Here is a 25,736-nt window from a genome sequence, read left to right as displayed (position 1 = left end):
CAAGGCACGCCGTGAGCCTGTTCGCCTTTGTCTCGCTGCTGGGCGCGGATGCCGCCGACGAAGGGCTCGTTGCGCTGCTGGGTGAGCTCGGCGTGCGCCGGCGGCCTGAAAAGCCCGTGCCCTTCAACAGCCCGTACGAGCTGCTCTTTCGCCTGAGCAAGCACGGTATCTGCCTGTCCTTCCAGGACCTGGCCTATGTGGAGAACCGGCCGCCGCGGCAGTGGGGCAACGGCACGCTGCAGTTGCGCGCCGTCACGGTCACTGCGGGCGTCGAGGGCCAATACCTGCCCTATACGGGTGAGATGCCTTACGGCATCGCGTGGAGCGACACGCGCCAGCAGGTGCGCGAGCGCATGGCGCAGCACCACGGCAAGCTGCATGCCTACCTGCGCGACTGCTGGTGGTTCGGCGAGCGCCACATGAGCCTGACCTACCAGCCCGGCGAGCTCACGCAGCCCGAGCGCCCGGGCGTGTTCGACCTGAGCTTCGGCCTGTTCTACCCGCCCACCGAACTGGTGCAGCCGGCCAGCTACCCGGACTCCCAGGCATTGGTCGCGCTCTTCGGCAAGTCGATGAACTCGCCGGAATTCCAGAAGGCCTTTGCGTCCTTCGACACCGAGAACTGGCGCGCCGAAAGCGAAGACGGTCACCTCGACCGCCGGCGCGCCTTCGGCTTCGAGCTGTACTTCGACCCGGCCAGGCCCGCCGCCGACGGCACGCCTGCCTTCGCCGGCGCCAACCTCACGCGCGCCCGGCTCGGCCCCTCCCGCGAATGGAAGGGCACGCTGCCTTTCGGACTGCACTTCGACGACACGCCGGCGGTGCTGAGGCAGAAGATACCGGCGCCGCCCCTGCTGTGGGACGACGGCATGGCCGTGTGGAACTTCGCCAAGTGGGCCTTCCCGCAGATGGACGTGCGCGTGAACTGCGACACCGTGCGCAACTGCGTCGAGTGCATCGCGCTGCTGGCGCCGGGCTACCTGCGGCGCGACGAAAGTGCGTGAGTAGCCGTTTCTTCCGCTCTGGCAGGCCTTCTTATCGGGTCTTGTAGTTCTTTCTTCTCGTGCCTTTGGGCACTGGCACGGCCTGCGTACTTCCCCTAATGTTCAGCTCTGGCGAAGGCTCCACGGCTTTCGCAAGAAGAAAGTCCCATGTCGCCGTGTCACCGGCACGCGGGGCTCTCCGGCAAGAGTCATCCAACACGCAACCAAGGGAGCAGAGCAAATGGCAGTAGACATGTTCATGCGCGTCGAAAGCGCAAACGGCGAATCGAAGGACGCGAACCACAAGGACTGGAGCGACATCAAGTCGTTCTCGTGGGGTGCCACGCAGCCCGGCAACATGGTCAGCGGCGGTGGTGGCGGCGTGGGCAAGGCCAGCTTCAACGACCTGCAGGTGCTCGCGCGCATCGACAAGGCCGCGCCTGCCGTGCTGAAGAACTGCGCCAGCGGCAAGCACCTGGCCAAGGTCGAGGTGTCGGTCTGCAAGGCCGGCGGCTCGCAGATCGAATACACCCGCGTCACGCTCGAGGAAGTGCTGGTCACCTCGGTGCAGTACACGGCCGAGCAGGGCTCCGACGTGGTGTTCGTGCAGTACGCCTTCCAGGCCGCCAAGGTGAAGCAGCAGTACTGGGAGCAGACCGACAAGGGCGGCAAGGGCGCCGAGACGGTGCTGGGCTGGAACATCAAGGAAAACAAGGAAGCGTGAGGCCCGCCGGCGCACCGCCCCGTACCGCCGATACCGGCCGATGACCCGCAGCTTCATCGCCCACAGTGCGCTGGGCGAGCGCCTCAAGTTCCGTTCGATGACGGGGCACGAGCGCATTTCCACCCTGTTCGAGTCGCGCGTGCGGCTCGTGAGCGACATGGCCGGCATCGCGCCCAAGCGCATGCTCGGCGAAGACATGACCGTCGAGGTCAACCTGGCCACCGAACTCGGCGGGCCGGGCACCCGCTTCATCAGCGGCCAGGTCACGCGCTTTGCCTGCGTGGGCAAGGACGACGGCGACATGTGCGTGTACGAGGCCACGCTGCGCCCGTGGCTCTGGTACGCCACGCGCCGCTCCGACTTCAGGATCTTCCAGTTCAAGACGGCGCCGCAGATCCTGCAGGAGGTGCTGGCGCCCTACGGCTTCGCGATCGACGCGAAGCTCGGCGGCAACTACCGCACCTGGGAGTACTGCGTGCAGTACGCCGAGACCGACTTCAACTTTGTCAGCCGGCTCATGGAGCAGGAGGGCATCTACTACTACTTCTCGCACGCCATGGGCAGCCACCAGCTGGTGCTGTGCGACGGCCCCGACTCGCACGCGCCGCTGCCCGCCGGCCCGGTGAAGGTGCCGTACCACGCGGGCGTGCTCGCGGCGCAGATCCTGGAGCAGGACTTCATCGACAGCTGGAGCCACGGCGAAGACATTGCGCCGGGCAACTTCGCGGCCGACGACTACGACTTCAAGAAGCCCAACGCCGAGATCGACACCCTGCGCCGCCAGCCGGCCGGCCACAGCCGCGACAGCTTCGAGCGGTACGACTGGCCCGGCGGCTACACCGAGCTGGGCGACGGCGAGAACTACGCGCGCCTGCGGCTGGAGCAACTGGCCGGGCGGCGCGAGCTCGTCACCGCCGAAGGCAACCTGCGCCACATGGCGCCGGGCTACCTGTTCGAGCTGGCGCGCCACCCGAACGCCGAGGACAACCGGCGCTACCTGATCGAGGCGGTGAGCCACGACTTCCAGGAGAACGCCTTGCGCGTGGCGGGCGCGGCGGACGCGGCCTACAGCGAATCGACCAGCAGCACGAGCTACCGGCAGACCTTCGACGTGCTGCCCGACAGCGCACCCTACCGCCCCGAGCGCGCCACGCCCCGGCCCCGCACCACCGGCCCGCAGACGGCCGTGGTGGTGGGCCCGGAAGGCGAAGAGATCCACACCGACGAGTACGGCCGCATCAAGGTGCAGTTCCACTGGGACCGCTACGGCCGGCGCGACGAGAACTCGTCGTGCTGGATCCGCGTGTCGCAGACCTGGGCCGGCAGCAACTACGGCGCCATGCACATCCCGCGCATCGGCCAGGAAGTGATCGTCGATTTTCTGAACGGCGACCCCGACCACCCCATCGTCACCGGCTGCGTGTACAACGCCGCGCAGATGCCGCCATGGGAGCTGCCGCGCCACAAGACGCAGACCGGCTTCCAGACCCACTGGAGCAAGGGCGGCGGCGGCAAGCACATGCTGCGCTTCGAGGACGCCCGCGGCAACGAGCACATCGAGCTGTCGACCGACCACGGCAACACGCACCTGCACATGGGCTACCTGATGAACCAGGGCTCGGGCGTGCAGCGCAGCTACGGCTTCGAGCTGCGCACCAACGAGTGGGGTTCCATTCGCGCCGACAAGGGCCTGCTGCTGACCACCTACACGCAGGACCACGCGCAGAAAGTCTCGCGCGACAACCCCGACGGCCATGAGCACATGGGCGCCACGCTGGCCCAGAGCAACGCGCTCATGCAGGCCGCGGGGCAGGCGCTGGCGTCCACCAAGGCGCTGGTGAGTTCCATGGCGCAGGGCAAGAACCAGCAGCTCATGGGGCTGGTGCAGGGCGTGCAGTCGGCCGGCGGCGTGACGCAGGCCATCGCGGCGCTGGCCGCGGGCGGCGCGCCCGAGGCGGGTGTGTCGGACAACCCCGACCCGGCCATGGCCGACGCGCAGCAGATGCTCGACCTGTCGCGCAAGATCGACAAGCCCGTGGTCTCCATCGTGAGCCCCGAAGGGCAGACCATGATCAGCCCCAAGCCGATCGTCGTGAGCTCGGGGCAGAGCGTGTCGATGCGCTCCACCTCCGCCATGACCCTGACCACCGGCGCGCAACTCACGCAGCTGGTGGCCGGCGGCATGCTCACGCAGGTGAGCGAGGGCGGGCAGGTCAACGTGGTGTCGGGCGGCGACATCGTCTCGCATGCGAGCGCGGGCGCCATCAACCTGGTGTCGAAGACCGACGCCTCCGTCACATCCACCGACAGCAACGCCACGGTCACCGGCCGCAAGTCGGTGGTGATCCAGGCGGCCGAGCAGGACGTGTTCGTCACCGGCAAGACCAGCATTTCGCTGATCTGCGGCAAGTCGTCCATCGTGCTGCTGGCTGACGGCACCGTGAAGATCAACGGCGTGAAGGGCCTAGTCAACTTCACCGGCGACCTCGACCAGCGCGGCGGCAAGATCTTCCTGAACTGCGAGGCGCCCGTGGGCAGCCAGAGCGAGGAAGCCGCGATGGAAGACGCCGTGCCCATGGCACCGGTGGAGCCCGCGGCGGCCGCCACGTCGGCCGAGGCCAGCCAGCGCGGCGTGCCCGCGGCCACGCGCTCCGGCTACGCCAGGACCGGGCTGGGCCGCGACGTCGATGCCATCGCCGCGCGGTCGCCCACGTTGCAGCGCCAGCTCAAGTTCCTGCAGGGCCAGGGATGGAAGATCGGCTACGGCCCCGCGGGCGGCGGCACGTACGCCAACACCAATTCGGGCGTCAAGAAGATCGTGATCGACAGCAAGGACGCGAGCGACCCCTACAGGAGCGCGGCCTCGCTGTCGCACGAGGTCGGGCACGCGGTCTATTCGTACCGCTTCAAGCCCAACGTGTCGTCGAAGTCCGCCTTCGTCACCAGCATGCTGAGCTCCGAGGGCGAGGCCGCGCTCAACCAGATCCAGGTGCAGCGCGAGGTCTGGCGCGCGGCCAAGGTCGACATCCTGAAGGGCGCGAACCCCACCAACGTGGCTGCCTTCAACGAGGCCTACAACGGCATGGTGAAGGGCGGCACCCGGGAGGCCGCGCGGGCCGCCGCCGGCGAGTATTACGGCACGCTCCACACGTCGACCACCGGCGAGCAGTACACGCAGTACTACGGCAATTCGTACGACAAGAGCCATGGCGGCAAGCACTGAGCCATGCCCTCCAGGAGACGCCACCCATGAACCAGGCCGCCATGACCGAGAACACCGCCCTCACGCTGTGGCAGGCCATCGAAGCGCTGGCCGCGCAGCTGCCGTTTTCCATGCAGGGCGTGGGCCGCACGCTTCGCACCACCCTGAGCGACACGCATGCCGAGGGCGCTGAAGTGTTCCGCTTCTTCGAGGGCACGCCGGTGCGACTGGCCGACGGCACCGAGCTGTCGCGCATCGACCTGCGCATCAAGCGCGAGGGCGCGCACCCGGGCTTTCTGGTGCTGGACCTGCAAGGCCGCTGCGTGCCGATGACCGAGGTGCGCCAGCACTACGCCGCGCTGGACCTCAGCGACGTGCCGCGCGGCCGCTCGCTCGACGAATCGACCAGCTACACCGCCGCGCTCGGCTGGGGCCGGCTGTCGTTCGGCTTCGCGCAGCGCAACCCCGACTGCCTGGCCCATGTGGCCTTCGATCCCGCGTAAGCAGCCGACCCCGTATAGACAGCACACCCGGAAAGCAGCCCCATGAGGTACCACATCAACGAAGGCCAGTTCGACGCGCCCGACGACGGCCGCATCGACCGCTCGATGAACGTGCTGGCCATGCCCGACGGCTCGGGCACCACGCTCATCGTGAGCCGCGACGCACTGCAGGCGCAGGAGAGCCTGCCGCAGTTCGTCACGCGGCAAATGGCCGACCTCACGCGGCAGGTGAGCCAGCTGAAGGAGTTGTCGCGCGGCGACGTCGCCATCGGCTCGCCCGTGCACAACCTGCGCGGCATCGAGCTCGCAACCCAGTTCAAGCAGAACGGGCAGGCGCTGTACCAGCGCCAGGCCGTGTTCCAGCAACGCCCAGGCAGCCCCGCGGTGCTGGTGCTCACGGCCAGCAGCCCCGTGCCCTTCGACGCCGAGGCGCTGGCGCTCTGGCAGCGCACCCTCGCGAGCTTCCAGCCCAGGGCGGCCTGACGCCGCGCGCACACCATGGCCGGTAAACCCGCCGCGCGGCTGCACGACCCCATTGCCCACACCAACGCGCACGCGCGCTTCTGGGCCAAGTTCGCGGGCGGGCTGATCGGTGGCATTGCCGTGGGCTTTGCGGTGGGCGTGGCGGCCGCCGCGGTGGTGGGCACCGGCGGCCTTGCGGGGCCCCTGGTGGCGGGTGCGGTGGTGGTGGGCGCGCGCATGGCCGGCGGCTACCTTGGCGCGAGCCTGGGCGAATCGATTGCCGATGCGCTGGTGCCCGAGACCCTCACCGTCACCGGCATGATCACCAGCGGATCGTCGGACGTGTTCATCGACAGCAAGGCCATAGGCGCCGCGCGCGCCTCGCCCGACCTGCCGATGGACACCGTGAGCTGTTCGAAAGACTCGCCGCAGATATTGCTGGCCGAGGGCGCGGAGACCGTCTTCATCAACAGGGGCGTGGCCTCGCGCAAGGACGACCAGACCGAGTGCGGCGCCAAGGTCAGCGAAGGCTCGCCCAGCGTCTTCATCGGCGGGCCGACCGCGCGCGTGCGCGAGGTGGCCGACGAGGTGCCGCTGATCTCCAAGGTGCTGGTGACCATCTTCAACGTGGTCATGATCTACCGCGGCCTGCGCTGCCTGCCCAAGCTCGCGCGGCAAGGCAAGAACGCGCTGCCGTGCTTGATCGAAGGCGCGGTGGGGCTGGGCATGGGCATCCACGGCATGGTGAGCTCCTTCGGCAACCCGGTGCATGCGGCCACGGGCGGCAAGTTTCTGGGCGGCGAGAGCGAGCTCGACTTCTCGCTGCCGGGCCCGCTGCCCATTGCGTGGCAGCGCTTCTACAGCAGCCACGACCTGCGCCAGGACGGCGCGCTGGGGCAGGGCTGGAGCCTGCCCTACGCGATGGAACTGCGGCTGGGCACCGGCGCCGCGGGCGAACGCGTGGTCACGCTCATCGACGAGCAGGGCAGGCCGATCGAGCTGCCCGACATCGAGCCCGGCGAGCGCCAGTACAGCCTGCGCGACGGGCTGGACCTGTGCCGCACCGAGAGCGGCCATTACTTCATTCATGTGCCGGGCGGGCTGTTCTTCGTGTTCGAAGCACCGCGCGACGAGCCGCCGCGCGCGCAGACGCTGAAGCTCGCGCGGCTGGAAGACCGCAACGGCAACTTCATCGACCTGCGCCACGACGCGCTGGGGCGGCTGAGCGAGCTGACCGACAGCACCGGCCGCCTGCTCGCGCTCGACTACGCGGGCGACAGCCGGCGCCTGGGCGCCGTGCGGCTCGCAGCGGGCGCGCAGGGCGAATCGCCGGACTTGCTGGTGGCCTACCGGCATGACGCCGAAGGCCGCCTGCTCGACGTGACCCACCGCAACGGCGAGGTGGTGCGACGCTTCGGCTACGACGCGCAAGGCCTCATGCACTTCCACGCCGATGCTGCGGGGCTGGAGTGCCACTACGAATGGCACGGCGCGGGCAGCGGGGCGCACGTGGTCCGCCATTGGACCAACGACGGCGAGCGCTACACCGTGCGCCGCATGCCGCCCCCCGCGGACGACGCGCTGGCCCTGGGCCAGACGCTGGTGGTCGACCAGCTCGGCCGCGAGTTTGCGTGGCACTGGAACGCCGACCACCAGGTCACCGATTACATCGACGCCATGGGGCAGCACTGGCACGCGCATTACAACGCGCTTCGCCAGCTCGTGGCCATCACCGAGCCCGGCGGCGCCGTCACCCGTTGCGCATACGACCCCATGGGGCTCCTGGCCAGCCGCACCGACGCGCTCGGGCGCACCCGCAGCATCGGCTGGACCGAGCTCGGCCTGCCCTGGCGGCAAACCCTGCCCGACGGCAGCGCGTGGACCTATGCCTACAGCGACCAAGGCAACCTGGTGCGCGAGACCGATCCGCTGGGCCAGGTCACCGAATACAGCTACGACCGGCGCGGCCTGCCCATCGCGACGACCGACGCCAAGGGCGGCACCCACCGCATGGCCTGGAACGCGTGCGCGCAACTGGTCTCGCTGACCGACTGCTCCGGCAAGACCACGCGCTACGCCTACGACGGCTGGGGCCACCTGCAGGTCGTGACCGACGCCGCGGGCCAGCGCACGCGCCTGACCCACGACGCCATGGGCCGGCTGCTGTCGGTATCGCAGCCCGACAACAGCCACCGGTCTTTCAGGCACGACGCGGCCGGCCGCATCGTGGCCGCCACCGATGCGCTGAGCCGCGTCACCCAGTTCGCGCTCGGCCTGCGCGGCCAGCCGCAGGTGCGGCAGGACGCCGAGGGCCGCCGCATTGCGTGGCACTGCGACAGCGCCCAGCGCCTGCAGTCGCTCGTCAACGAGAACGGGCTGCACTTCGAGTTTGTGCGCGACGCCGCCGACAGGGTGGTCGAAGAGCGCCGCGTGGGCGGCACGCGCGTGCAGGTGGCATACGACGCCAACGGCTGGCCGGTGTGCATCACCCATGTGCCGGGCATCGGCGACGAAGACCTCGAACTGCGCGACAGCGCCGAGCCGCGGCGCGCGGCCCGGCCCCTGCGCACCGAGCTGCTGCGCGACGCCGTGGGCCGGCTCGTCGAGAAGCGCACCGCGAGCCACCACTACCGCTACCGCTACGACGCGCTCGACCGCTTGACGGAGGCCGTCAAGCTCGAGGTGGTGCAACCCGGCGCGGGCGACGAGCTGCGCGCCCTGCATCGCACCGCGTTCGCCTACGACAAGCTCGGCCGCCTGGTCGGCGAAACCGCCGTCGACGAGCTCACCGGCGAAACGCACAGCCTGGGTCACACGCACGACGAACTCGGCAACCGCACGCAGACCCTGCTGCCCGCCATGGCGGGGCAGCCGGGCGTGCAGCGCGCGCTGAGCTACCTGTACTACGGCTCCGGCCACCTGCACCAGGTCAACCTGTCGCAGCAGCGCGGCGACGCGCCCGCGGTGCACCAGCTCATCAGCGACATCGAGCGCGACGACCTGCACCGCGAGGTGGCGCGCAGCCAGGGCGCGCTGTCGACCCGCTTCGCGCTCGACCCGCTGGGCCGTCGCGCCGCCGCGTGGTGCCGGCCCGGTTCGTTGAACACCGCCTTCTCGCCACGCGACGCCGCGTGGCGCCAGGCCATCGACCACAGCGGCACGCCGCAGGCGCACCTGCTCGACGGGTTGATGAAGGAATACAGCTACGACGCCGTGGGCGAACTGCGCCAGAGCCGGCATTCGCTCCAGGGCGCCACGGCGCACCGCTACGACGCCACGGGGCGCATCGAAGCGACCGCGCGCACGGGCGTTGCCGGTGCTGCCAGTGCTGCTGGCGCTGCTGGCGCTGCTGGCGCTACCGGCGCTACCGGCGCTACCGGCGCGGCCAACCAGGAACGCTTTGCCTACGACCCCGCGGGCAACCTGCTCGACGCGCCGATCGGCGGCGCGGCTTCAGGCGCCGCACCCGGCTACGTGCGCGACAACCTCGTGCGCGTGTTCGAGGACAAGCGCTACAGCTACGACGGCCACGGCCGGCTGGTGCGCAAGCGGGCGGGCAAGCACACCGAGCAGCGCTTCGAGTGGGACGACGAGAGCCGGCTTGTGGCGGTGCACACCACGCGGCGCCCGCACACGCCCGAGGCCACCACGCAGGTCACGCGCTTCGACTACGACGCCATGGGGCGGCGCGTGGCCAAGCACGATGCGTTCGGCAGCACGCGGTTCGTCTGGGAGGGAATGCGGCTGATCGAGGAGCGGCGGGGCGCGCAGGTGGTGAGCTATGTGTACGAGCCCGACGGCCATGTGCCGATGGCGCGGCTCGACGCGAAGGCCGAGCCGGCCCAGGCATCGGCCGTGGCGCAGGTCTTTCACTTTCACAACGACCCGGCCGGCCTGCCGGAAGAACTGAGCAGCAGCGAAGGCAACCTGTGCTGGCGCGCGAGCTACAGGACGTGGGGCGCGACCGTTGCCGAGCAATGGGAAGTCACGGCGCTGAATGGCCGCCCGGCCGCATCCGTCGATGCAGCGCCCCAGGCCGTCGAGCAGAACCTGCGCTTCCAGGGGCAGTACCTGGACCGGGACACGGGGCTGCACTACAACACCTTCCGGTTTTATGACCCGGACATCGGGCGGTTCATTCAGCCTGATCCGATCGGCTTGGCTGGGGGCTTCAACCTGCACGGGTACGCGCCAAACCCGATCGCCTGGGTCGACCCGTGGGGGCTGAGCTGCAGCTTCAACAGCAAAACCAACAGATGGAGAAACAACGAGACGGGACGCTTCACATCGCGGCCCAGCAATCCGGCGGACCTCGTTCGCAACGGCAAGGTCGATTACGGCGACCTGGCCGCGTGGGCCAACCAGAACCGACTACCGAACAACTGGATCCCGAACGCGACCAAGTTTCCGTCGGGGGGCTTCAAGTACGAATCAGCGCCGTATTCGGCGCACGGCCACGGCGCCAACCCGACGGCGGTCAGCAACTGGCCGACCTCCAACGCGGCGCTGGGGCCCACCGTCAGCATCAAGGGACCGAGCGGGAACTTCCGAACCGATGGAACTTGGGGTACTTTCGGGTCTAACCCCAATGGGGCGCACATTCCGCTCATCAACTCGCCCTTCTAGTGCCCATGACCCCGAAAGAACTACTGGAGGCTGCCGCAAGGTTGCCTACCGTCGCGTCGCTCGACGAAGAGTTGAGCTTGATCCGCGGCATCAGGGCGCTGGATCTGGCCGACATAGCAAAAGACCTGGCGTCGTTCACGTCGCTCATCGAGCTCGTCCAAACGTCGCACGCAGACAATGGAATCTTCGAGATGGGTGAGGCCGAAGAAGCGCAAGCCGTCGATTTCTTCCAGTGGCTCAAGTCCCTGGAGCAGAAGTTGGGGATGCCGTTGACTCCGTATGCCGACGGCCTGGACCTGACCCGCGCCGAACTGGCGAAGCGGATGCCTCGATAGCGGTGCCGAATGCTCGACATCTACTTTGTCGAACCGGCACGCCGGCACTTGCCGAAAGACCCCAGCGGCCTGGAGCATGCGGGCTGCGTCGATCTTGACGCGCATCGCTCGCTTGCAGCGCTGTTCGACAAGTGCATCCGGGAAGGCGCGAACCTCAAGTACTTCGACGATTCGCTGCTGCGTGCCGAGCAGGTGGTGACCATGCTCGAGATATTCACCACCAGCGCCCCCGAACCTGGCGCTCAACGCGGGCAGATTGCGGCCTTCAAGTCGATGCACGCGATCTTGACCCGCGCAGTGGCACAAGGCATGGGGCTCGCGGCGTTCTGCGACTGATGCTCCGGCACCTTGAGCCGAAGACGCCTGCACTGCCGTCATTCGCTTCTACATCTCGTCCAAGACACCGCTGTTCGCCGTCTACTGCTTCGACAGGAAGTGGGGCACGGTCGAGCGAGGCACGGTCAATCACCCGATCGATCCGGCGCGGCTGCCCGAAGTGGCCAGAGCTTTGATCAACGCGGGGCAGGCGGTGCTTGGCGTCCAGGGTCCGCAGGAAGTGGCGCACGCGTACTTCTTCTTGCCTGCACCGGCCTGCACCACGCAGCTCGACGGACTGCCCGCGACCGTGTTCGAGAGCCTGTTCGCCGACATCGTTTGACTTGCCCCGCGAGCTGTCATTGGACCGGCGATCCAGAAACTCAAGACCTTCGCCGCGCCGAGAGATGCGGGCTACTTGATCGGCGTGATCGACACAGGAAAGATCAGCAAGTTCGTCTGGTGGTTGCCGTTGTCCGAATGAAAGAGCTTGCCGGTGACCTTCACCGGCTTTCCCTTCAGGCGCTTGAACGCCGCCATGTTCTTTTCGTCGAGCGCCATGTGCAGCAGCACCACGCCTTTTTCAGCGGACCAGTCGCGCGGCTCGTCTTCCGGAACGGAGATCGGCTCGGCGAGCCGTATCGCCGGGAACTTGAGCTTCTTGCCGTCGGGTGTCATGCCGTCACCGGAGAGCAGCGTGCCTTGCAGGGTGACGACGGCGGGGTCGTAGGGCAGGGTCTTGGCGGTGGCGATCGACGCGAAGAGTGCCGGGGCCAGGGTGGCGAGAAAGCGGTTCATTGCAGAGGGCGTGCGTTGTTGTTCGAAGTTGTCTGGGCGGGCGGTCGACATGGCCTGAAAGATGCCGCGCAATGGCCAGCGCGAGAAGCAATCGAGAGCCATCGTCAGTGCGCCGAACACGATGTGCTCGGCCCAGTCATTGCCTCTCATCTTCCACCGAGCCGAATCTTGCGGAGCGCCTGATTGTGAAGGGCGCTCGGTGCGACACGTGCTGTTGTCGGCATTGTCGGCAGCGCATTTCTTTGGCTCGCCGATGTGGGAAAAGTTGGCTTGATGCGCGGTTTGTTCGCCGCATTGCAGCCCCGCTTTGACGCTTCTGTTCTTACATTTGAACGACCGCCGCGCCTCACGGCGGGACATCGAAATGCACACCGCAGCGATGGCTATGTGAGGCACAAAAGGCGACGGCCAAGGTGCGCTAACACCCTGGCCGTCTGACCAATCAACGTGCAACAACTTCGAAAGAGCGCACACCAAATGGCTGATGAAATTATCGCCGGGCAAGCCACGCCCACATCCCGCGGCGCAACCGCCCCCACCGACGCGGCCGACCTTCTTGAGAAAAAGTCGACTCAATTGCAATCATTGCTGAAATGTTGCTACGGGGACTGCAGCGTATGGTTCGACGCGATAGGCAAGGTGAACCGCGACAGCGTGATGTGGATCGCGTCAGACCTTGCCGATGAAGTCGCGGCGCTTTCGCAGCAGGTGCTGATGCGGCTCAACGAGGTGGAGTTGTCGGCGCCCACGTGAGCGTGGCGAGGGGTGACTGCGCAACACTGTCATCGACCGCCGCGTTGCCAAAAAATAATCACCCCTTTGGCTCATGCTTGCGTGACGCCGCGATGCGTACGCATCGACCGGTATGGTGACATCTTGTGCTAGCAGCCCTAGTGGAGTGCACGACTGAGCCATCGGTGGATGAAGCTGGTGAAACGCTGCCCGAATCGTGCAGGCCTCCAGGTTGAACACGAGGCGCGTCCCCGTTCGGTGCGCGATGATGTCGCCGTTGCACAGATCAACGCGGGCGGACAGCGAGAGCTTTTGCCCCTTCACCTTGAACTCGGCAATGCCGGGCGCACACTTTCTGGCTGGGGGCCGTCGAGTAAAAGTCGCGCTTTAAGGCGTTGGGCGCATGCATGGCGCGTAGGCGTGACCATGCCTGTAGCCTCTCAGCAAAAATCAGCGAAAGCAGTCCCACTTGTCGTATCAGACGCTGCATGTGCTTTTGGTTGACTGACGGTGCCATGAAGTTGCACTTCGCCGCAGCAGTTCGTCTGTGGTTGGTGTCCCTTGAGATCGTTGTAGGCGGCGAAGATCTGGGTCTTCTTGTCGCCGTGCTTGTTGGTACTCTGCATCGCCTAGCACTGGTAGCAAAAAGTGCTGTGGGCAATGCCTGCCATCTGTAGCAGGACTGCCAACTTTTGGTCTCACCTCAATCCGAAGACCATGCGTGCTTTGGCGGCGCAAACGAGCATTCTCTTTGCGAATGGCGGGACGCTCTTGGTACCTACCTTCGAATGCTGCAACTCACGGTAGTATCGAGGTTGCGCCGTTAGGCCACGACGTGCCTAGGATGCCGCAGACCGCAGACCGCAGACCGCAGACCGCAGACCGCAGACCGCAGACCGCAGACCGCAGACCGCAGACCGCAGACCGCAGACCGCAGACTCTGCTGATTCGACAACTGACCATGGTCCTGATACACCAGCGCCTCTCGCTGGAACTGGGTGATGTAGGCGCTGCGCTCGGGATGTTAGCCGTCAGTGCCACATAGCCAGTGCTGATTGACCCAGATCCCAACCTGCTCATCGAGCACAGATCAAATCCAGCAACTTTGCGACGCCGTCAACCGTATCGAGTTCTTGGCGACCTTGGTTTTGAGCTCTGGTTCGCGCTGGGCATGAAATCCCTTGAAGTCCGACCAAATTTTTTGGGGTAGATCAAAGCCGGGAATTCACCAGCCGGAAAAGCTGGTGCTTTCACTTTCGGTCTCCTATCGCGATGCCAAGAGTGCGAATGTGTGGGAGCACTGGGTAGCGCCGCAATCAATGCTAAACATTGTTAACGCATCCGATTACATTAGCGTGCTGAGCGCTCGAACAGGAGCGTCCGACTCCAAACAAAAATCGATCTATGGAACGCGCATTTCTGACAAGAAATCCAACCGCTGCTGAACTGGCATTGCTGCAAAAGTTCATCGGTTCTTACCGGGATGGGAGTGGGAACAACAGAGAAGATGACGGCACCTCGCGTGCCGATTCGCGCCAGATCGAGCGATGCCTTGCAGAGCTGCTGCATGGGCGAACAACCGAGAACAAGCACTTTTACGATTTCGTGATCGAATCGAATGAGAGCGGTGGGATTGCCGTGCGCGGCACGTCGATCAAGTCCAAAGAGATCACGAAGCTTCAGGACTACAAGAAGCCTGCGCTAAGAGCACTCATGCGCTCGCACCTCGAAATCTCCAATGCCCATGCCAAGGATTGGGCCCTATGCGGTGAACGTGGACTCACAGAGCAAGACTTTCGAGATCACAAGAATGCTGATGAATTCGGCCGAGTCATTCTTGATCGCCAGACTGCTGATCGCGAGTCGAGTGAGAAGTCCTACTTGGCGGCCAACAGCGGAGCCAAGCGGACATTCATCGCGAAGGACAGCGTGTTTATTTCGGTGTTGTATTCGCCTGTCACAAAGACGCAGAGAGGCTGGCTTATCTCTTCGTTTTCTGTGCTTTTGCCGAAGCCATACAAGTGGTCATTCAGGAAGAGGGCGCTGGTTGGCGAGGATGCCGAGGGAGGCGTTTTGTACGAATGGTATGCGTTGTCGGGGAGTCAGTTCAAGTACTACCCTTTGCTGAGCGCTAGGACATCCGGAACAGATCTGTTCGACGTGCCGATCCCGGCAGTCGAAGACCTTCGTGCAAAAGTTAGTCGACTCTTCGGCGACTAGATAAGCTTCTTCACTTGTTTCATGATCTGTTCCATTAGAAGTGGTGGAACTGCGTTGCCGATTTGCTCGAACTTCTCTTCGAGATTTCCCCCTGGGGAAAATGTAGCTGGGAAGGTTTGGATCGCAGCGGCCTCACGCCAAGACAGCCGGCGCGGCTGAAGGCTAGGAAACTTCGGACTGAACTTGAGGTGATCGTATTCAGTAGTAAAACGCCACTTCTGCTTCCAACCATTTGCTAAATCGCTCCATTCAAGTTCCATCTTTGGCGACGCGGGATGGAGGGTTATATGCCGAAAATTGGCGACCACCGTGAAGGCGGGGCTATCCCATCGATGGCGTCTGTTCCGAGACATGAAATACCAGGCGAAGTTGCCTTCGGGGTCGTGGGGGCGCTCGTAGTATTCGCCTGCTGGATGGGGTGGTAGATGCTTGATTGCTTCACCATGCGAGGCGTGCGGAAGTAGGCCGGCCTTTTCCGCGAGCTTAGGTTTGGTATGGGTCGGGTCAGGAAATTCGAAACTATCGCTAACATCGTCACGAACACCAACAATCAGAACACGCTTCCGGAATTGCGGCACACCATAGTCGGCCGCATTGAGCAGCATGGTGTGTACGTGATACTTAGCAGATAGCTCGTTCTCGTAAACCGCAAGCTGCTTGTGGAACCATTCGCCTTTGTTGAGCTTTGCCAAGCCGGAGACGTTTTCTGCGATGAAGACCTTGGGCTTGATCTTATTCACTGCTGCCGCAAAGCCCAAAAAAAGATTCGAGCGGTCGTCCTTGCTCGGATTACGAACGCCGCCCATTGAGAACGACTGACACGGATAGCCGCCTGTCAGAACGTCGGCCTTGGGGTACGGGTTCTTCTTGGACTCATTGAACTCGTAGATGTCCCCAGTTACCACATCAGCCTCAGGGAAGTGGCAGGCAAACGTCTCGGTTGCCGCAGGAAAGTTGTCAAGTGCCAGTACGGTTTCAAAACCGGCCGCATGGGAGCCGAAGTCCATGCCACCGGCACCACTGAAAAGAGAAATTACGCGAGGAGGCATGCTGCAAAAAAACGTGAAGGAGTGCGCCGATCTTAGTTCGGTACTGTGGATTTGGCCAGTGGTTTTTGCGTGATTCGTTGTCTGTGGGGCTGCTGGTCAGGATGCTCGAAGCTTACGGATGTTGGCCTTCGCGTCTTTGACTTTGTGCCGTCTCCCCAACGTGTCTTCGAACCAAAGGTCGGCTATCCAGAAATCATCTTCGGGAGTCGTGGCGTAAAGGTCGTGGCTACGTAGCGTTAGGTCGAATCGTTCGTGCTCTCCGAGCCGAAGGCCACGCTGTTCGGCGCCTATGTACGTCCCGACCCAGTTTTTGTCATTCTCCGCACCCGCCCACATTCGAATGACGATAGGACGACGTCCTGCATTGACTACCGATACCGTGACGGAAGCTGATCCACCTTCCCACCCCCCACTGTATGAGCTGCTCGTCCGCAATACCGCACGGTCACGTAGTCCGAAGTACGTCGAGAAACCAAGACTTACCACTGAAACGAATAGCGCTACAAGGGAAATTTTCAACGGGTCCATTCGACGGTCCTGAGAAAAGAAAAGTGAAAGGTTCCAATTTTTCGGCCTAGCGCATGCGGTGACCTTCAAGTCGCTTGCCCGTGCATTCTCGATAGAGCGCATCTAGCTGGACGTAGCTGCGAGCGAGTTCCTCAAGGCCGTAGTCGGCTAGCCCCTCAAAGTCGCCTCCGAAAACTTCGTCATCCTGAGGGTCAGCGATGTGAATGATGCTGACGCGCAGATGTTCAAGCTCTCCAGTCGCGTCGAAGGCTGACTGCAGCAGGGTGTACAACTTTGGGTCTGCGATAGCTACCCCTAGCAATTGCTTGCTCATGGTGTCTCGATGCACTTCCGGAAGCGGACTGCTGCCGGCGCTCCCACTGTCTGGATTTAGATATTTGAATGTGATTCGCCCGTTTTTTGGGAAAAAAACTTCAAATATCGTTTTTTGGTTTTCGGCTCGTTCAGAGAGGACCGTCTCAAAGATCGATTGAAGCGTCTTTAGGGCCCAATTGTTCCGCTCGCACTCATACGCGAGAAGTGTGCGTAGAGCGGCTTTCGTCCGATTTTCGTTGCGATGTCGGCGAATCCATTCAACGACTTCCTTGATCATAAACAGAGCAATCGCTGCGATGACCGTTATCGGAAGTAGAGAGGATTCCGGCTTCATACCAACCTTTCGAGCAAAGAAAAAGCCACCCAAGGGTGGCTTTTAAAATCTAGCCAAATCACCATTTGGCGATTTGGCTGATACCTATTAAAGGTAGACGGGTACTCTCATGAATACGCCTGTAAAAATGGTGCCGGAGAGATGAATCGAACACCCGACCTTCTCATTACGAATGAGCTGCTCTACCGACTGAGCTACACCGGCGAAGCCTCAGATTATAGCCACGAAATCAGGCCTTCTCAGCGTGGTACTGCGTCAAACGCTCAACTTCGTTTCGTGAACCCAACAGTACGCTCACGCGCTCGTGCAGCTTGGTGGGTTGCAGGTCAAGAATGCGCTGCTTGCCGTTGGTGGCGGCGCCGCCGGCCTGCTCCACCAGCCAGCTCATGGGGTTGGCCTCGTACATCAGGCGCAGCTTGCCGGCCTTCTCGGGCTCGCGCTTGTCCCACGGGTACATGAAGACGCCGCCGCGCATCAGGATGCGGTGCACGTCGGCCACCATGCTGGCAATCCAGCGCATGTTGAAGTCCTTGCCGCGCGGGCCTTCCTTGCCGGCCAGGCACTCGTCGATGTAGCGCTTCACGGGCTCGTCCCAGTGGCGCATGTTGCTCATGTTGATGGCAAATTCCTTGGTGTCGGCCGGAATCTGGATGTCTTCCTGCGTCAGCACGAAGCTGCCTTGCTCGCGGTCGAGCGTGAACATGGCCACGCCGTTGCCCACGGTCAGCACCAGGGTGGTCTGCGGGCCGTAGATGCAGTAGCCGGCCGCCACCTGCTGGGTGCCGGGCTGCAGAAAGTCGTTTTCCTGCACGCCGGGGTGGTCGTCGGGCTTCTTCAGCACGCTGAAGATGGTGCCGATGCTCACGTTCACGTCGATGTTGCTGCTGCCGTCCAGCGGGTCGAACATGAGCAGGTATTCGCCCTGCGGGTAGCGATTGGGCACCACGTGGATGGATTCCATCTCCTCGCTGGCCATGGCCGCCAGGTGGCCGCCCCATTCGTTGGCTTCGATGAGCACTTCGTTGGCAATGATGTCCAGCTTCTTCTGGATCTCGCCCTGCACGTTCTCGCTCTCGGCCGTGCCCAGCACGCCGCCCAGCGCGCCCTTGTTCACGGCCTGGCTGATGCTCTTGCAGGCGCGGGCCACCACTTCGAGCAGCAGGCGCAGCTGGCCCGGAATGAGGCCGTCGGCGCGTTGCTGTTCGACGAGGTAGCGGGTGAGGGAAATCTTTTGTTGAGCCATATGCTTTGTGTTCAGTCTCTTGCTTGGTTGCAGGCTTAGTTTCCGGCCAGGGCGCGGGTCACCACCTCATGGGTGTCCTTGCTCAGGTCGGGCTTGGCGGCCACGCGGGCGATGGCTTCGCGCGCGGCGCTGCGGTAGGGCTCGGCCAGCTTGCTCCAGCGGTCGAGCGCGCGCGCAAGGCGGGCGGCCACCTGGGGGTTGATGGCGTCGAGCTCGATCACGCGCTCGCTCCAGAACACGTAGCCGGCCGCGTCGGGGCGGTGGAACGCGCCCGGGTTGGCGCTGCAGTAGCTGAAGATCACGCTGCGCGCGCGGTTGGGGTTCTTCAGCGAGAAGTCGGGGTGCTTCATGAGCTGCTTCACCAGCGGCAGGATGTCGCCGCCGCGGTCGCTGGCGCCGGCCTGCAGCGAGAACCACTTGTCGATGACCAGTGCCTCGTCCTTGAAGATGGCGTGGAAACGCGCCAGCGCCTGGGCCGCCAGGGTGTGGCCCGACGACACCAGCGCGTTGAGCGCGTTGAAGCGGTCGGTCATGTTGCCCGCGTCCTTGAAGCGCTGCAGGGTCTTGCCCGGCCACACGGCGTCGCCGGAGGCGCGCGCCGCCAGGCACAGGAAGTTGAGCGCCATGCCGGCCAGCGCGCGGCGGCCCGACGACGTGGGGTCGGGGCTGTAGGCGCCGGTGTCCTTGTTGGCTTCGTACACCTGCTCCCAGTCGCTGAACAGGGCGGTGGCCAGCTGGGCGCGCATGGCTTCGCGCACCAGGTGCACGCGCTGCGGGTCGACCACGTCGAGCTGCTCGGCAATGTAGGTTTCCGACGGCAGGGTGAGCACCAGCTCCTTGAAGGCGGCGTCCAGCTGCGGGTTGCGCAGCACGCTGCGCATGGCCTCGATGTAGGCGTCGTTCAGCACCAGGGCGGCGTCGGCGGCCAGGGCGGCAATGCCCTGCAGCGCGGCGCGCAGGCCCAGGCGCTGGCCGGCTTCCCAGCGGTTGAACGGGTCGGGGTCGTTGGCCAGCAGGGTGAGCAGCTGGGCGTCGGTGTATTCGAAGTCGAGGATCACCGGTGCGCTGAAGCCGCGCAGGATGGAAGGCACGGGCTCGGCGTCCAGGCCCACGAAGGTGATCTGCTCGCCGGCGCGCGACAGCACCAGGGTGCGGGTGCCGCGCGTGACGTCGCTCTCGCCTTCGATCTGCATCGGCAGTTCGCGGCCGCCGGCATCGAGCAGGCCGATGTTCAGCGGAATGACGAAGGGTTCCTTGGCCGGCTGGCCCGGGGTGGGCGGGCAGCTCTGCACCACGCTCAGGGTGTAGCTGCGGTTCTGCGCGTCGTACACGCCGTGCGCGGCCAGGCGGGGCGTGCCGGCCTGGCTGTACCAGCGCTTGAACTGGGGCAGCAGGCGGGCCAGTTCGGAGTCGGGGTTGGCGTCGGCAATGGCCTGGGCGAAGTCGTCGCAGGTCACGGCCTGGCCGTCGTGGCGTTCGAAGTAAAGGGTGATGCCCTTCTCGAAGCCCTTGCGCCCGACCAGCGTCTGCATCATGCGGACCACCTCGGCACCCTTTTCATAGATGGTGACGGTGTAGAAGTTGCTGATCTCGATGTAGCTGTCGGGCCGCACCGGGTGGGCCATGGGGCCGGCGTCTTCGGGGAACTGGGCGGTGCGCAGCACGCGCACGTCCTCGATGCGCTTCACGGCGCGCGCCGACGCGTCGGCGCACAGGTCCTGGCTGAATTCCTGGTCACGGAAGACGGTGAGGCCTTCCTTCAGCGACAGCTGGAACCAGTCGCGGCAGGTCACGCGGTCGCCGCTCCAGTTGTGAAAGTACTCGTGGCCGACCACGCTTTCGATGTTGCTGTAGTCGGCGTCGGTGGCGGTGGCCTGGTTGGCCAGAACGTACTTCGTGTTGAAGATGTTCAGGCCCTTGTTCTCCATGGCGCCCATGTTGAAGTCGCTGGTGGCCACGATCATGAAGCGGTCGAGGTCCAGTGGCAGGCCGAAGCGCGCCTCGTCCCACAGCACGGAGTTGATGAGCGAGTTCATCGCGTGCTCGGTCTTGTCGAGGTCGCCGGCGCGCACGTACACCTGCAGCAGGTGGTCTTTGCCGCTGCGCGCCTTGATGCGCTGCTCGCGTGCCACCAGCTTGCCCGCCACCAGGGCGAACAGGTAGCTGGGTTTCTTGAAGGGGTCGACCCACTTGGCGAAGTGGCGGCCTTCGGGCAGCTCGCCCTGGTCGACCAGGTTGCCGTTGGACAGCAGCACCGGGTACGCGGCCTTGGCGGCGCGCAGCGTGACGGTGTACATGGCCATCACGTCCGGACGGTCCAGGAAATAGGTGATGCGGCGGAAGCCCTCGGCCTCGCACTGCGTGAAGAAGGTGTCTTCGCTCACGAACAGGCCCATCAGCTTGGTGTTCTTGATGGGGCAGCAGGTGGTGAAGATCTCGAGCTCGAAGGCGTCGGGCAGGCTGTCGATGACGAGCTGGTCGCCTTCCATGCGGAACGACGCGCCCTGGCCGTTCACCAGCACGCGCGCCAGGTTCAGCTCGTCGCCGTGCAGGCGCAGCGGCTGCACCGGCACCTCGGGGTTGCGGCGCATCTGCATGCGGTTGAGCACGCGGGTCTTGGCGGGGTCGAGGTCGAAGGTGAGGTCGACGGTGTCGATCCAGTACGCCGGGGCGGCATAGTCTTCGCGGCGAATGGCAATGGGTTGCCCTTGGGCACCGCGAACATCAGGCAACAGCATCGAGGGTCTCCAGAAAATTCGAATGGGCGAGTTCGTTGTAGTCACGAACCGCGGCAATCACATGGGGGCCGGCCAGCTCGGCGGCGGTATGGGTGCTGCACACAGCCACGGCACGCATGCCGCCGCGGCGCGCGGCTTCGATGCCGAAGGGCGCGTCTTCGAAGACGATGCAGCGCTCCGGCGCAATGCCGATGCGCCGCGCGGCTTCCAGGAAGATGGCGGGCGTGGGCTTGCCGCTGAAGCCCTCGTCCCCGCCCACGATGGCCAGCGGCAGCGGGTCCATCTTCAGGCGCGACATGGCGAACTCGATGTTGCCCTTGTCGCCGGCGGTGCCCACGGCCACCTTGAGCCCGCGCGCCACGGCCGCCTTGGCAAAGGCCGTGAAGCCCGCCACTTCGGTGAAGTTGTCGTGGAAGAGGGCGCGGTAGATCTCTTCCTTCTCGTGGACCATGGCCTGGCATTCCTCGTCGGACAGGTCGCGCTCGAACAGCTCGCGCATGCACTCGGTGCCGGTGCGGCCCGTGGTGCGCGCGAGGATGTCGCTCACGTCGAGCTTCAGTCCGTGGCGCGCCACGAACTCGACCCACGACCGCGCATGCCAGGGCATGGAGTCGATCATGGTGCCGTCCATGTCGAAGATGAGGGCTTCGACCTTGCCGTCGTTCAGGCTCGTCAGGCTCATGGGGGTTACACGCCTTGCTTCAGGGAGGCTTCGATGAACACGTCCAGGTCGCCGTCCAGCACCTTCTGGGTGGCCGAGACTTCGACGTTGGTGCGCAGGTCCTTGATGCGGCTGTTGTCCAGCACGTAGCTGCGGATCTGGTGGCCCCAGCCCACGTCGGTCTTGCTGTCCTCGAGCTTTTGCTGCTCTTCCTGGCGCTTGCGCATCTCGTGGTCGTACAGGCGCGAACGCAGGCGCTTCCACGCCACGTCGCGGTTGCTGTGCTGGCTTCGGCCGTCCTGGCACTGCACCACGATGCCGGTCGGAATGTGCGTGAGGCGCACGGCCGAGTCGGTCTTGTTGATGTGCTGGCCGCCCGCGCCGCTGGCACGGAAGGTGTCGGTGCGCACGTCGGAAGGGTTGATCTCGATCTCGATCGAGTCGTCGATTTCCGGGTACACGAAGATGCTGGCGAAGCTGGTGTGGCGCCCGCCCGACGAGTCGAACGGCGACTTGCGCACCAGGCGGTGCACGCCGGTCTCGGTGCGCAGCAGGCCGAAGGCGTAGTCGCCCTCGACCTTGATGGTCGCGCCCTTGATGCCGGCGGTGTCGCCGGGCGTCTCGTCTTCGATCTGCGTCTTGAAGCCCTTGCGCTCGGCGTACTTCAGGTACTGGCGCAGCAGCATGCTGGCCCAGTCGCAGGCCTCGGTGCCGCCGGCGCCGGCCTGGATGTCGACGAAGGCGTTCAGCGGGTCGGCCGGGTTGTTGAACATCCGGCGGAATTCGAGCTGCTTGATGTCGGCTTCGAGCGTGGCGGCGTCATCGGAAATGGCCTGCAGGCCGTCCATGTCGCCGTCTTCCTTCGACATTTCGAAGAGCTCGGTGTTGTCCGACAGCCCGTTGGTGAGCTTGTCGAGCGTGACGACCACGTCGTCGAGCGACTTCTTCTCTTTGCCCAGTTCCTGGGCCTTCTTCGGGTCGTTCCAGACGTTGGGGTCTTCGAGCGATGCGTTGACTGTCCTCAGTCGTTCAGCTTTGGCATCGTAGTCAAAGATACCTCCGTAAATCGACCGTACGGACGCTCAGGTCCGCGAGCATTGCGCCGATTTGGTTGATCTGTTCTGCGTCCATGGGGTGTCCTGACTGTGTTCGGGGAAACCGGGCATTTTCTCACGGTCCGCAAACCCGTCCAGCAGCGCGCCTGTATTGCTCCTTCCCCTTCCGGGGGAAGGCTGGGATGGGGGCAAGCGGCATCTGTTCGGCGCATTGCTTCATCGAACGCCGCGTGCCCCCACCCCAGCCCTCCCCGGGAGGGGAGGGAGAAAGACCGAAATCAGAACGCGGGGACGAGCGAGCCCTTGAACTGGGTCTCGATGTAGCTCTTCACCTCCGCCGACTGGTAGGCCGCCACCAGGCGCTTGGCCCAGGGCTTGTCCTTGTCGGCGCGGCGCACGGCGATCAGGTTGGCGTAGGGGCCCTTGGGCGCTTCCTTGATCACGGCGTCCTTGGCGAGCGACAGGCCGGCCTTCTCGGCGTAGTCGTTGTTGATGGCCGCAATGGCCAGGTCGTCGAGCGAGCGCGGCAGCTGGGCGGCGTCCAGCGCCACCAGCTTCAGTTTCTTGGGGTTGGTCACCACGTCCAGCGGGGTGGCGGTGTTGTTCTTCACGGCCTCGGGCTTCAGCGTGATCAGGCCGGCCTGCTGCAGCAGCAACAGCGCGCGGTTGCCGTTGGACGGGTCGTTCTGGATGCCCACGGCGGCGCCGTCGGGCAGCTGGTCGATCGACTTGAGCTTGCGCGAGTAGAAGCCCAGCGGCGCGGTGATGGTCAGGCCCACGGGCACGATGTCGAAGCCGCGCGCCTTGTTCTGGTTGTCCAGGAAGGGCTGGTGCTGGAAGGCGTTGGCGTCCAGGTCGCCCGAGGCCAGCGCGGCGTTGGGCAACTGGTAGTCATTGAACACCACGAGCTGGATGTTCAGGCCGTCCTTGGCGGCGACCTTCTTCACCACTTCGAAGATCTGCTCGGCGCTGCCGACGGACACGCCGACCTTGAGGGTGTTCTTGTCCTGTGCAAAGGCGGCATTGCCGCCGAAGAGGGCGGCGGCCAGGGTGGCGAGGATCAGGCTGCGGCGGCGCAAGAGGGTGTGCATGTTGTTGTCGCGAAATCAAAAATGAAGGCGCGAATGTGGCATCGTCCGGCCCCCAAGGGAACGAACCAATCGGCATATCGATATGGCTTGGCCTTGGACTGCAGGGGTTTCTTATCTCGTTTCCAATATAAGCAGCAGCCGATTTGTTCGTTCCCTTTCGGCTCTTTTCTTTTCATACTCGGCACCTTTTTGCGAACCTGCGCGCCCGGCTTCGATGCCGGCCGCGCCTTCTTTCCATGACCCACCCCACGCCTGATGCGGCCCGCGACAACGCGCAGCCGGTCATCCGTCTCCAATCGGTGCAGAAGTCCTTCGCCTTGCCCAGCGGCGAGGTGTTCGACGCCGTGCAGTCGCTGTCGCTCGACATCCAGCAGGGCGACGTGTTCGGCCTGATCGGCAAGAGCGGCGCCGGCAAGTCGACGTTGCTGCGCCTCATCAACCTGCTGGAGCGGCCCGATGCGGGCAAGGTCTTCGTCGGCGGGCGCGACCTCACCACGCTCTCGCGCCGCGAGCTGCGCGACACGCGCCAGAACATCGGCATGATCTTCCAGCAGTTCAACCTGCTGCAGAACGCCACGGTGTTCGGCAACGTGGCCTTCCCGCTGAAGATCCACGGCCACCACTCCAAGGCCGAGATCGACGCGCGGGTGCGCGAGTGCCTGGCCCTGGTGGGCCTGGCCGAGAAGATCGACACCTACCCGGCACAGCTGTCCGGCGGCCAGAAGCAGCGCGTGGCCATTGCGCGCGCGCTGGCGTCGCGCCCGCAGGTGCTGCTGTGCGACGAGCCCACCTCGGCGCTCGACTCCGAAACCACGCGCTCGCTGCTGGAAACGCTGCGCGACATCAACCAGAAGATCGGCGTGACCATCGTCATCGTGACGCACGAGCTGTCGGTGGTCGAGGTGCTGTGCCGCAACGTGGCCATCCTCGAGAAGGGCCGGCTGGTGGAGCAGTTCGCGGTCGAGGACGCGCCCAAGGCCGAGCGCAAGACCGCGCTGGGCCGCGAAATCGACGAACTGGTGCGCCGCCGGGAGCGTGAGTCGCGCGAGTTGCGCGAATTGCGCGAGGCCGGCAACGGCGTCGCCACCCTGCGCGTTGCGCCGGACCTCAACGCCCAGGAGCCCGCTCATGTTTGAAAACATCGCCCCCATCCTTCCCGAGCTGTGGGTGGCCACGGGCCAGACCTTCATGATGCTGGCCATCGGCCTCACGGCCGCGGTGCTCATCGGCGGGCCGCTGGGCATCCTGCTGTTCCTGCTGGGCCCCGGCCAGTCGCTGGAGAACAAGCCGGCGTTCCTGGTGCTCAACTGGATCGTGAACACGGTGCGCTCGTTCCCTTTCATCATCCTGCTGGTGGCGCTGGTGCCGTTCACGCGGGTGATCGCGGGCACGTCGATCGGCCCGCTGGCCGCGGCCGTGCCGCTGTCGTTCGCCGCCATTCCGTACCTGGCGCGCCTGGTCGACCAATGCCTGCGCGAAGTGCCGCGCGGCGTGATCGAGGCGGCGCACGCCATGGGCGCCTCGGAGCTGCAGATCGTCTGGCGCGTGCTGCTGGTGGAGGCGCGTTCGGGCCTGGTGCTGGCGCTGACGGTGCTGGCCGTGAGCTTTCTCTCTTACTCGGCGGTGGCCGGCGTGGTGGGCGGCGGCGGCATTGGCGACCTGGCCATCCGCTACGGCTACTACCGTTTCCAGACCGACGTGATGGTGCTCACCGTGGCGCTGCTCGTGGTGCTGGTACAGATCCTGCAGTTCGTGGGCAACACCACGGCAAGCAGGCTCGACAAGCGTTGATTTTTTCTTTTTCTCCTAGCTGCTTTCCTAT

23 protein-coding genes and 1 tRNA gene are annotated in these 25,736 nt (G+C 64.8%); 15 read left to right on the top strand and 9 right to left on the bottom strand.

Annotation, left to right across the window (positions count from 1 at the left end; translation table 11 throughout):
- The first annotated feature begins 11 nt into the window (after positions 1-11).
- From BM004_RS09680 to BM004_RS41775, 9 genes are all read left to right on the top strand, one after another.
- The gene (locus BM004_RS09680) at positions 12-1,004 is read left to right on the top strand and encodes a hypothetical protein (protein WP_093212830.1); all 993 of its coding nucleotides are present in this window, start codon (positions 12-14) and stop codon (positions 1,002-1,004) included.
- A gap of 220 nt (positions 1,005-1,224) precedes the next feature.
- A complete protein-coding gene (locus BM004_RS09675) occupies positions 1,225-1,707 on the top strand; it encodes an Hcp family type VI secretion system effector (RefSeq protein ID WP_093133462.1) in 483 nt (160 codons plus the stop codon).
- Positions 1,708-1,747: 40 nt separating this feature from the next.
- On the top strand, positions 1,748-4,930 hold the full coding sequence (locus BM004_RS09670) for a type VI secretion system Vgr family protein (protein WP_093212828.1): 3,183 nt from the start codon (positions 1,748-1,750) through the stop codon (positions 4,928-4,930).
- Positions 4,931-4,956: 26 nt separating this feature from the next.
- The gene (locus BM004_RS09665; protein ID WP_256219843.1) at positions 4,957-5,412 is read left to right on the top strand and encodes a hypothetical protein; all 456 of its coding nucleotides are present in this window, start codon (positions 4,957-4,959) and stop codon (positions 5,410-5,412) included.
- Positions 5,413-5,454: 42 nt separating this feature from the next.
- Positions 5,455-5,895 (top strand): DcrB-related protein, encoded by a 441-nt coding sequence (locus BM004_RS09660; RefSeq protein ID WP_093212826.1) that lies wholly within the window; start codon positions 5,455-5,457, stop codon positions 5,893-5,895.
- Between the two features lie 15 nt (positions 5,896-5,910).
- Positions 5,911-10,500, top strand: a complete 4,590-nt coding sequence (locus BM004_RS09655; RefSeq protein WP_093212824.1) for an RHS repeat-associated core domain-containing protein — start codon at positions 5,911-5,913, stop codon at positions 10,498-10,500.
- A gap of 5 nt (positions 10,501-10,505) precedes the next feature.
- Entirely contained in the window at positions 10,506-10,835 is a 330-nt protein-coding gene (locus tag BM004_RS09650) for a hypothetical protein (RefSeq protein ID WP_093212823.1), read from the top strand.
- Between the two features lie 9 nt (positions 10,836-10,844).
- A complete protein-coding gene (locus tag BM004_RS09645; protein WP_093212821.1) occupies positions 10,845-11,171 on the top strand; it encodes a hypothetical protein in 327 nt (108 codons plus the stop codon).
- A gap of 160 nt (positions 11,172-11,331) precedes the next feature.
- Positions 11,332-11,493 (top strand): hypothetical protein, encoded by a 162-nt coding sequence (locus tag BM004_RS41775; protein ID WP_218152680.1) that lies wholly within the window; start codon positions 11,332-11,334, stop codon positions 11,491-11,493.
- A gap of 71 nt (positions 11,494-11,564) precedes the next feature.
- On the opposite strand, the gene BM004_RS09635 is transcribed toward BM004_RS41775, so the two are convergent.
- Positions 11,565-12,308, bottom strand: coding sequence for a DUF4431 domain-containing protein (locus BM004_RS09635; RefSeq protein WP_093212817.1), 744 nt, complete (start codon positions 12,306-12,308; stop codon positions 11,565-11,567).
- Between the two features lie 117 nt (positions 12,309-12,425).
- Here BM004_RS09635 and BM004_RS09630 point away from each other — a divergent pair, with 117 nt between their 5' ends.
- The 4 genes from BM004_RS09630 to BM004_RS09620 all read left to right on the top strand — a co-directional run bounded on the left by BM004_RS09630 (position 12,426) and on the right by BM004_RS09620 (position 14,900).
- Positions 12,426-12,701, top strand: coding sequence for a hypothetical protein (locus tag BM004_RS09630; RefSeq protein ID WP_093212815.1), 276 nt, complete (start codon positions 12,426-12,428; stop codon positions 12,699-12,701).
- A 494-nt stretch (positions 12,702-13,195) separates the two neighbouring features.
- A complete protein-coding gene (locus BM004_RS41380) occupies positions 13,196-13,357 on the top strand; it encodes a hypothetical protein (RefSeq protein WP_177206454.1) in 162 nt (53 codons plus the stop codon).
- 504 nt (positions 13,358-13,861) lie between these two features.
- Complete coding sequence (locus BM004_RS41375; protein WP_177206452.1) at positions 13,862-14,125, top strand: hypothetical protein; 264 nt, start codon at positions 13,862-13,864, stop codon at positions 14,123-14,125.
- Positions 14,085-14,900 carry a hypothetical protein gene (locus BM004_RS09620; protein WP_143072419.1) on the top strand — a complete coding sequence of 272 codons (816 nt, stop codon included), beginning with the start codon at positions 14,085-14,087 and terminating at the stop codon, positions 14,898-14,900. The genes BM004_RS41375 and BM004_RS09620 overlap by 41 nt, the downstream gene beginning before the upstream one ends.
- Here the strand turns inward: BM004_RS09620 and BM004_RS09615 are convergent.
- From BM004_RS09615 to BM004_RS09580, 8 genes are all read right to left on the bottom strand, one after another.
- Positions 14,897-15,949 (bottom strand): DNA cytosine methyltransferase, encoded by a 1,053-nt coding sequence (locus tag BM004_RS09615; protein ID WP_093212810.1) that lies wholly within the window; start codon positions 15,947-15,949, stop codon positions 14,897-14,899. The genes BM004_RS09620 and BM004_RS09615 overlap by 4 nt on opposite strands.
- Before the next feature lie 574 nt (positions 15,950-16,523).
- On the bottom strand, positions 16,524-17,126 hold the full coding sequence (locus tag BM004_RS40630; protein ID WP_143072418.1) for a hypothetical protein: 603 nt from the start codon (positions 17,124-17,126) through the stop codon (positions 16,524-16,526).
- Between the two features lie 128 nt (positions 17,127-17,254).
- Positions 17,255-17,330: transfer RNA gene (locus BM004_RS09605), tRNA-Thr, on the bottom strand.
- Positions 17,331-17,355: 25 nt separating this feature from the next.
- Positions 17,356-18,369: a class 1 fructose-bisphosphatase gene (locus BM004_RS09600; RefSeq protein WP_093135710.1), complete on the bottom strand. Its 1,014-nt coding sequence runs from the start codon at positions 18,367-18,369 to the stop codon at positions 17,356-17,358.
- A gap of 35 nt (positions 18,370-18,404) precedes the next feature.
- Complete coding sequence (gene pepN / locus BM004_RS09595; RefSeq protein WP_093212806.1) at positions 18,405-21,107, bottom strand: aminopeptidase N; 2,703 nt, start codon at positions 21,105-21,107, stop codon at positions 18,405-18,407.
- A complete protein-coding gene (locus tag BM004_RS09590; RefSeq protein WP_093135715.1) occupies positions 21,094-21,789 on the bottom strand; it encodes an HAD family hydrolase in 696 nt (231 codons plus the stop codon). The genes pepN and BM004_RS09590 overlap by 14 nt, the downstream gene beginning before the upstream one ends.
- Before the next feature lie 5 nt (positions 21,790-21,794).
- A protein-coding gene (gene prfB / locus BM004_RS09585) for a peptide chain release factor 2 (RefSeq protein WP_143072417.1) occupies positions 21,795-22,899 on the bottom strand; the annotation gives its coding sequence in 2 pieces (ribosomal slippage) (positions 21,795-22,817 and positions 22,819-22,899; 1,104 coding nt in all).
- Between the two features lie 202 nt (positions 22,900-23,101).
- Entirely contained in the window at positions 23,102-23,914 is an 813-nt protein-coding gene (locus tag BM004_RS09580) for a MetQ/NlpA family ABC transporter substrate-binding protein (protein ID WP_093135717.1), read from the bottom strand.
- Between the two features lie 236 nt (positions 23,915-24,150).
- On the opposite strand from BM004_RS09580, the gene BM004_RS09575 reads away from it, so the two are divergent.
- Both BM004_RS09575 and BM004_RS09570 read left to right on the top strand, forming a co-directional pair.
- On the top strand, positions 24,151-25,050 hold the full coding sequence (locus tag BM004_RS09575) for a methionine ABC transporter ATP-binding protein (protein WP_256219842.1): 900 nt from the start codon (positions 24,151-24,153) through the stop codon (positions 25,048-25,050).
- Positions 25,043-25,705 carry a methionine ABC transporter permease gene (locus tag BM004_RS09570; protein ID WP_093135722.1) on the top strand — a complete coding sequence of 221 codons (663 nt, stop codon included), beginning with the start codon at positions 25,043-25,045 and terminating at the stop codon, positions 25,703-25,705. Before BM004_RS09575 ends, BM004_RS09570 begins: the two co-directional genes overlap by 8 nt.
- The last annotated feature ends 31 nt before the right edge of the window (positions 25,706-25,736 follow it).

Origin of the sequence: Variovorax sp. OK212, assembly GCF_900112425.1 — a bacterium.
Classification (GTDB): Bacteria; Pseudomonadota; Gammaproteobacteria; order Burkholderiales; family Burkholderiaceae_C; genus Variovorax.
This window is presented reverse-complemented; position numbering and strand designations above follow the sequence as displayed.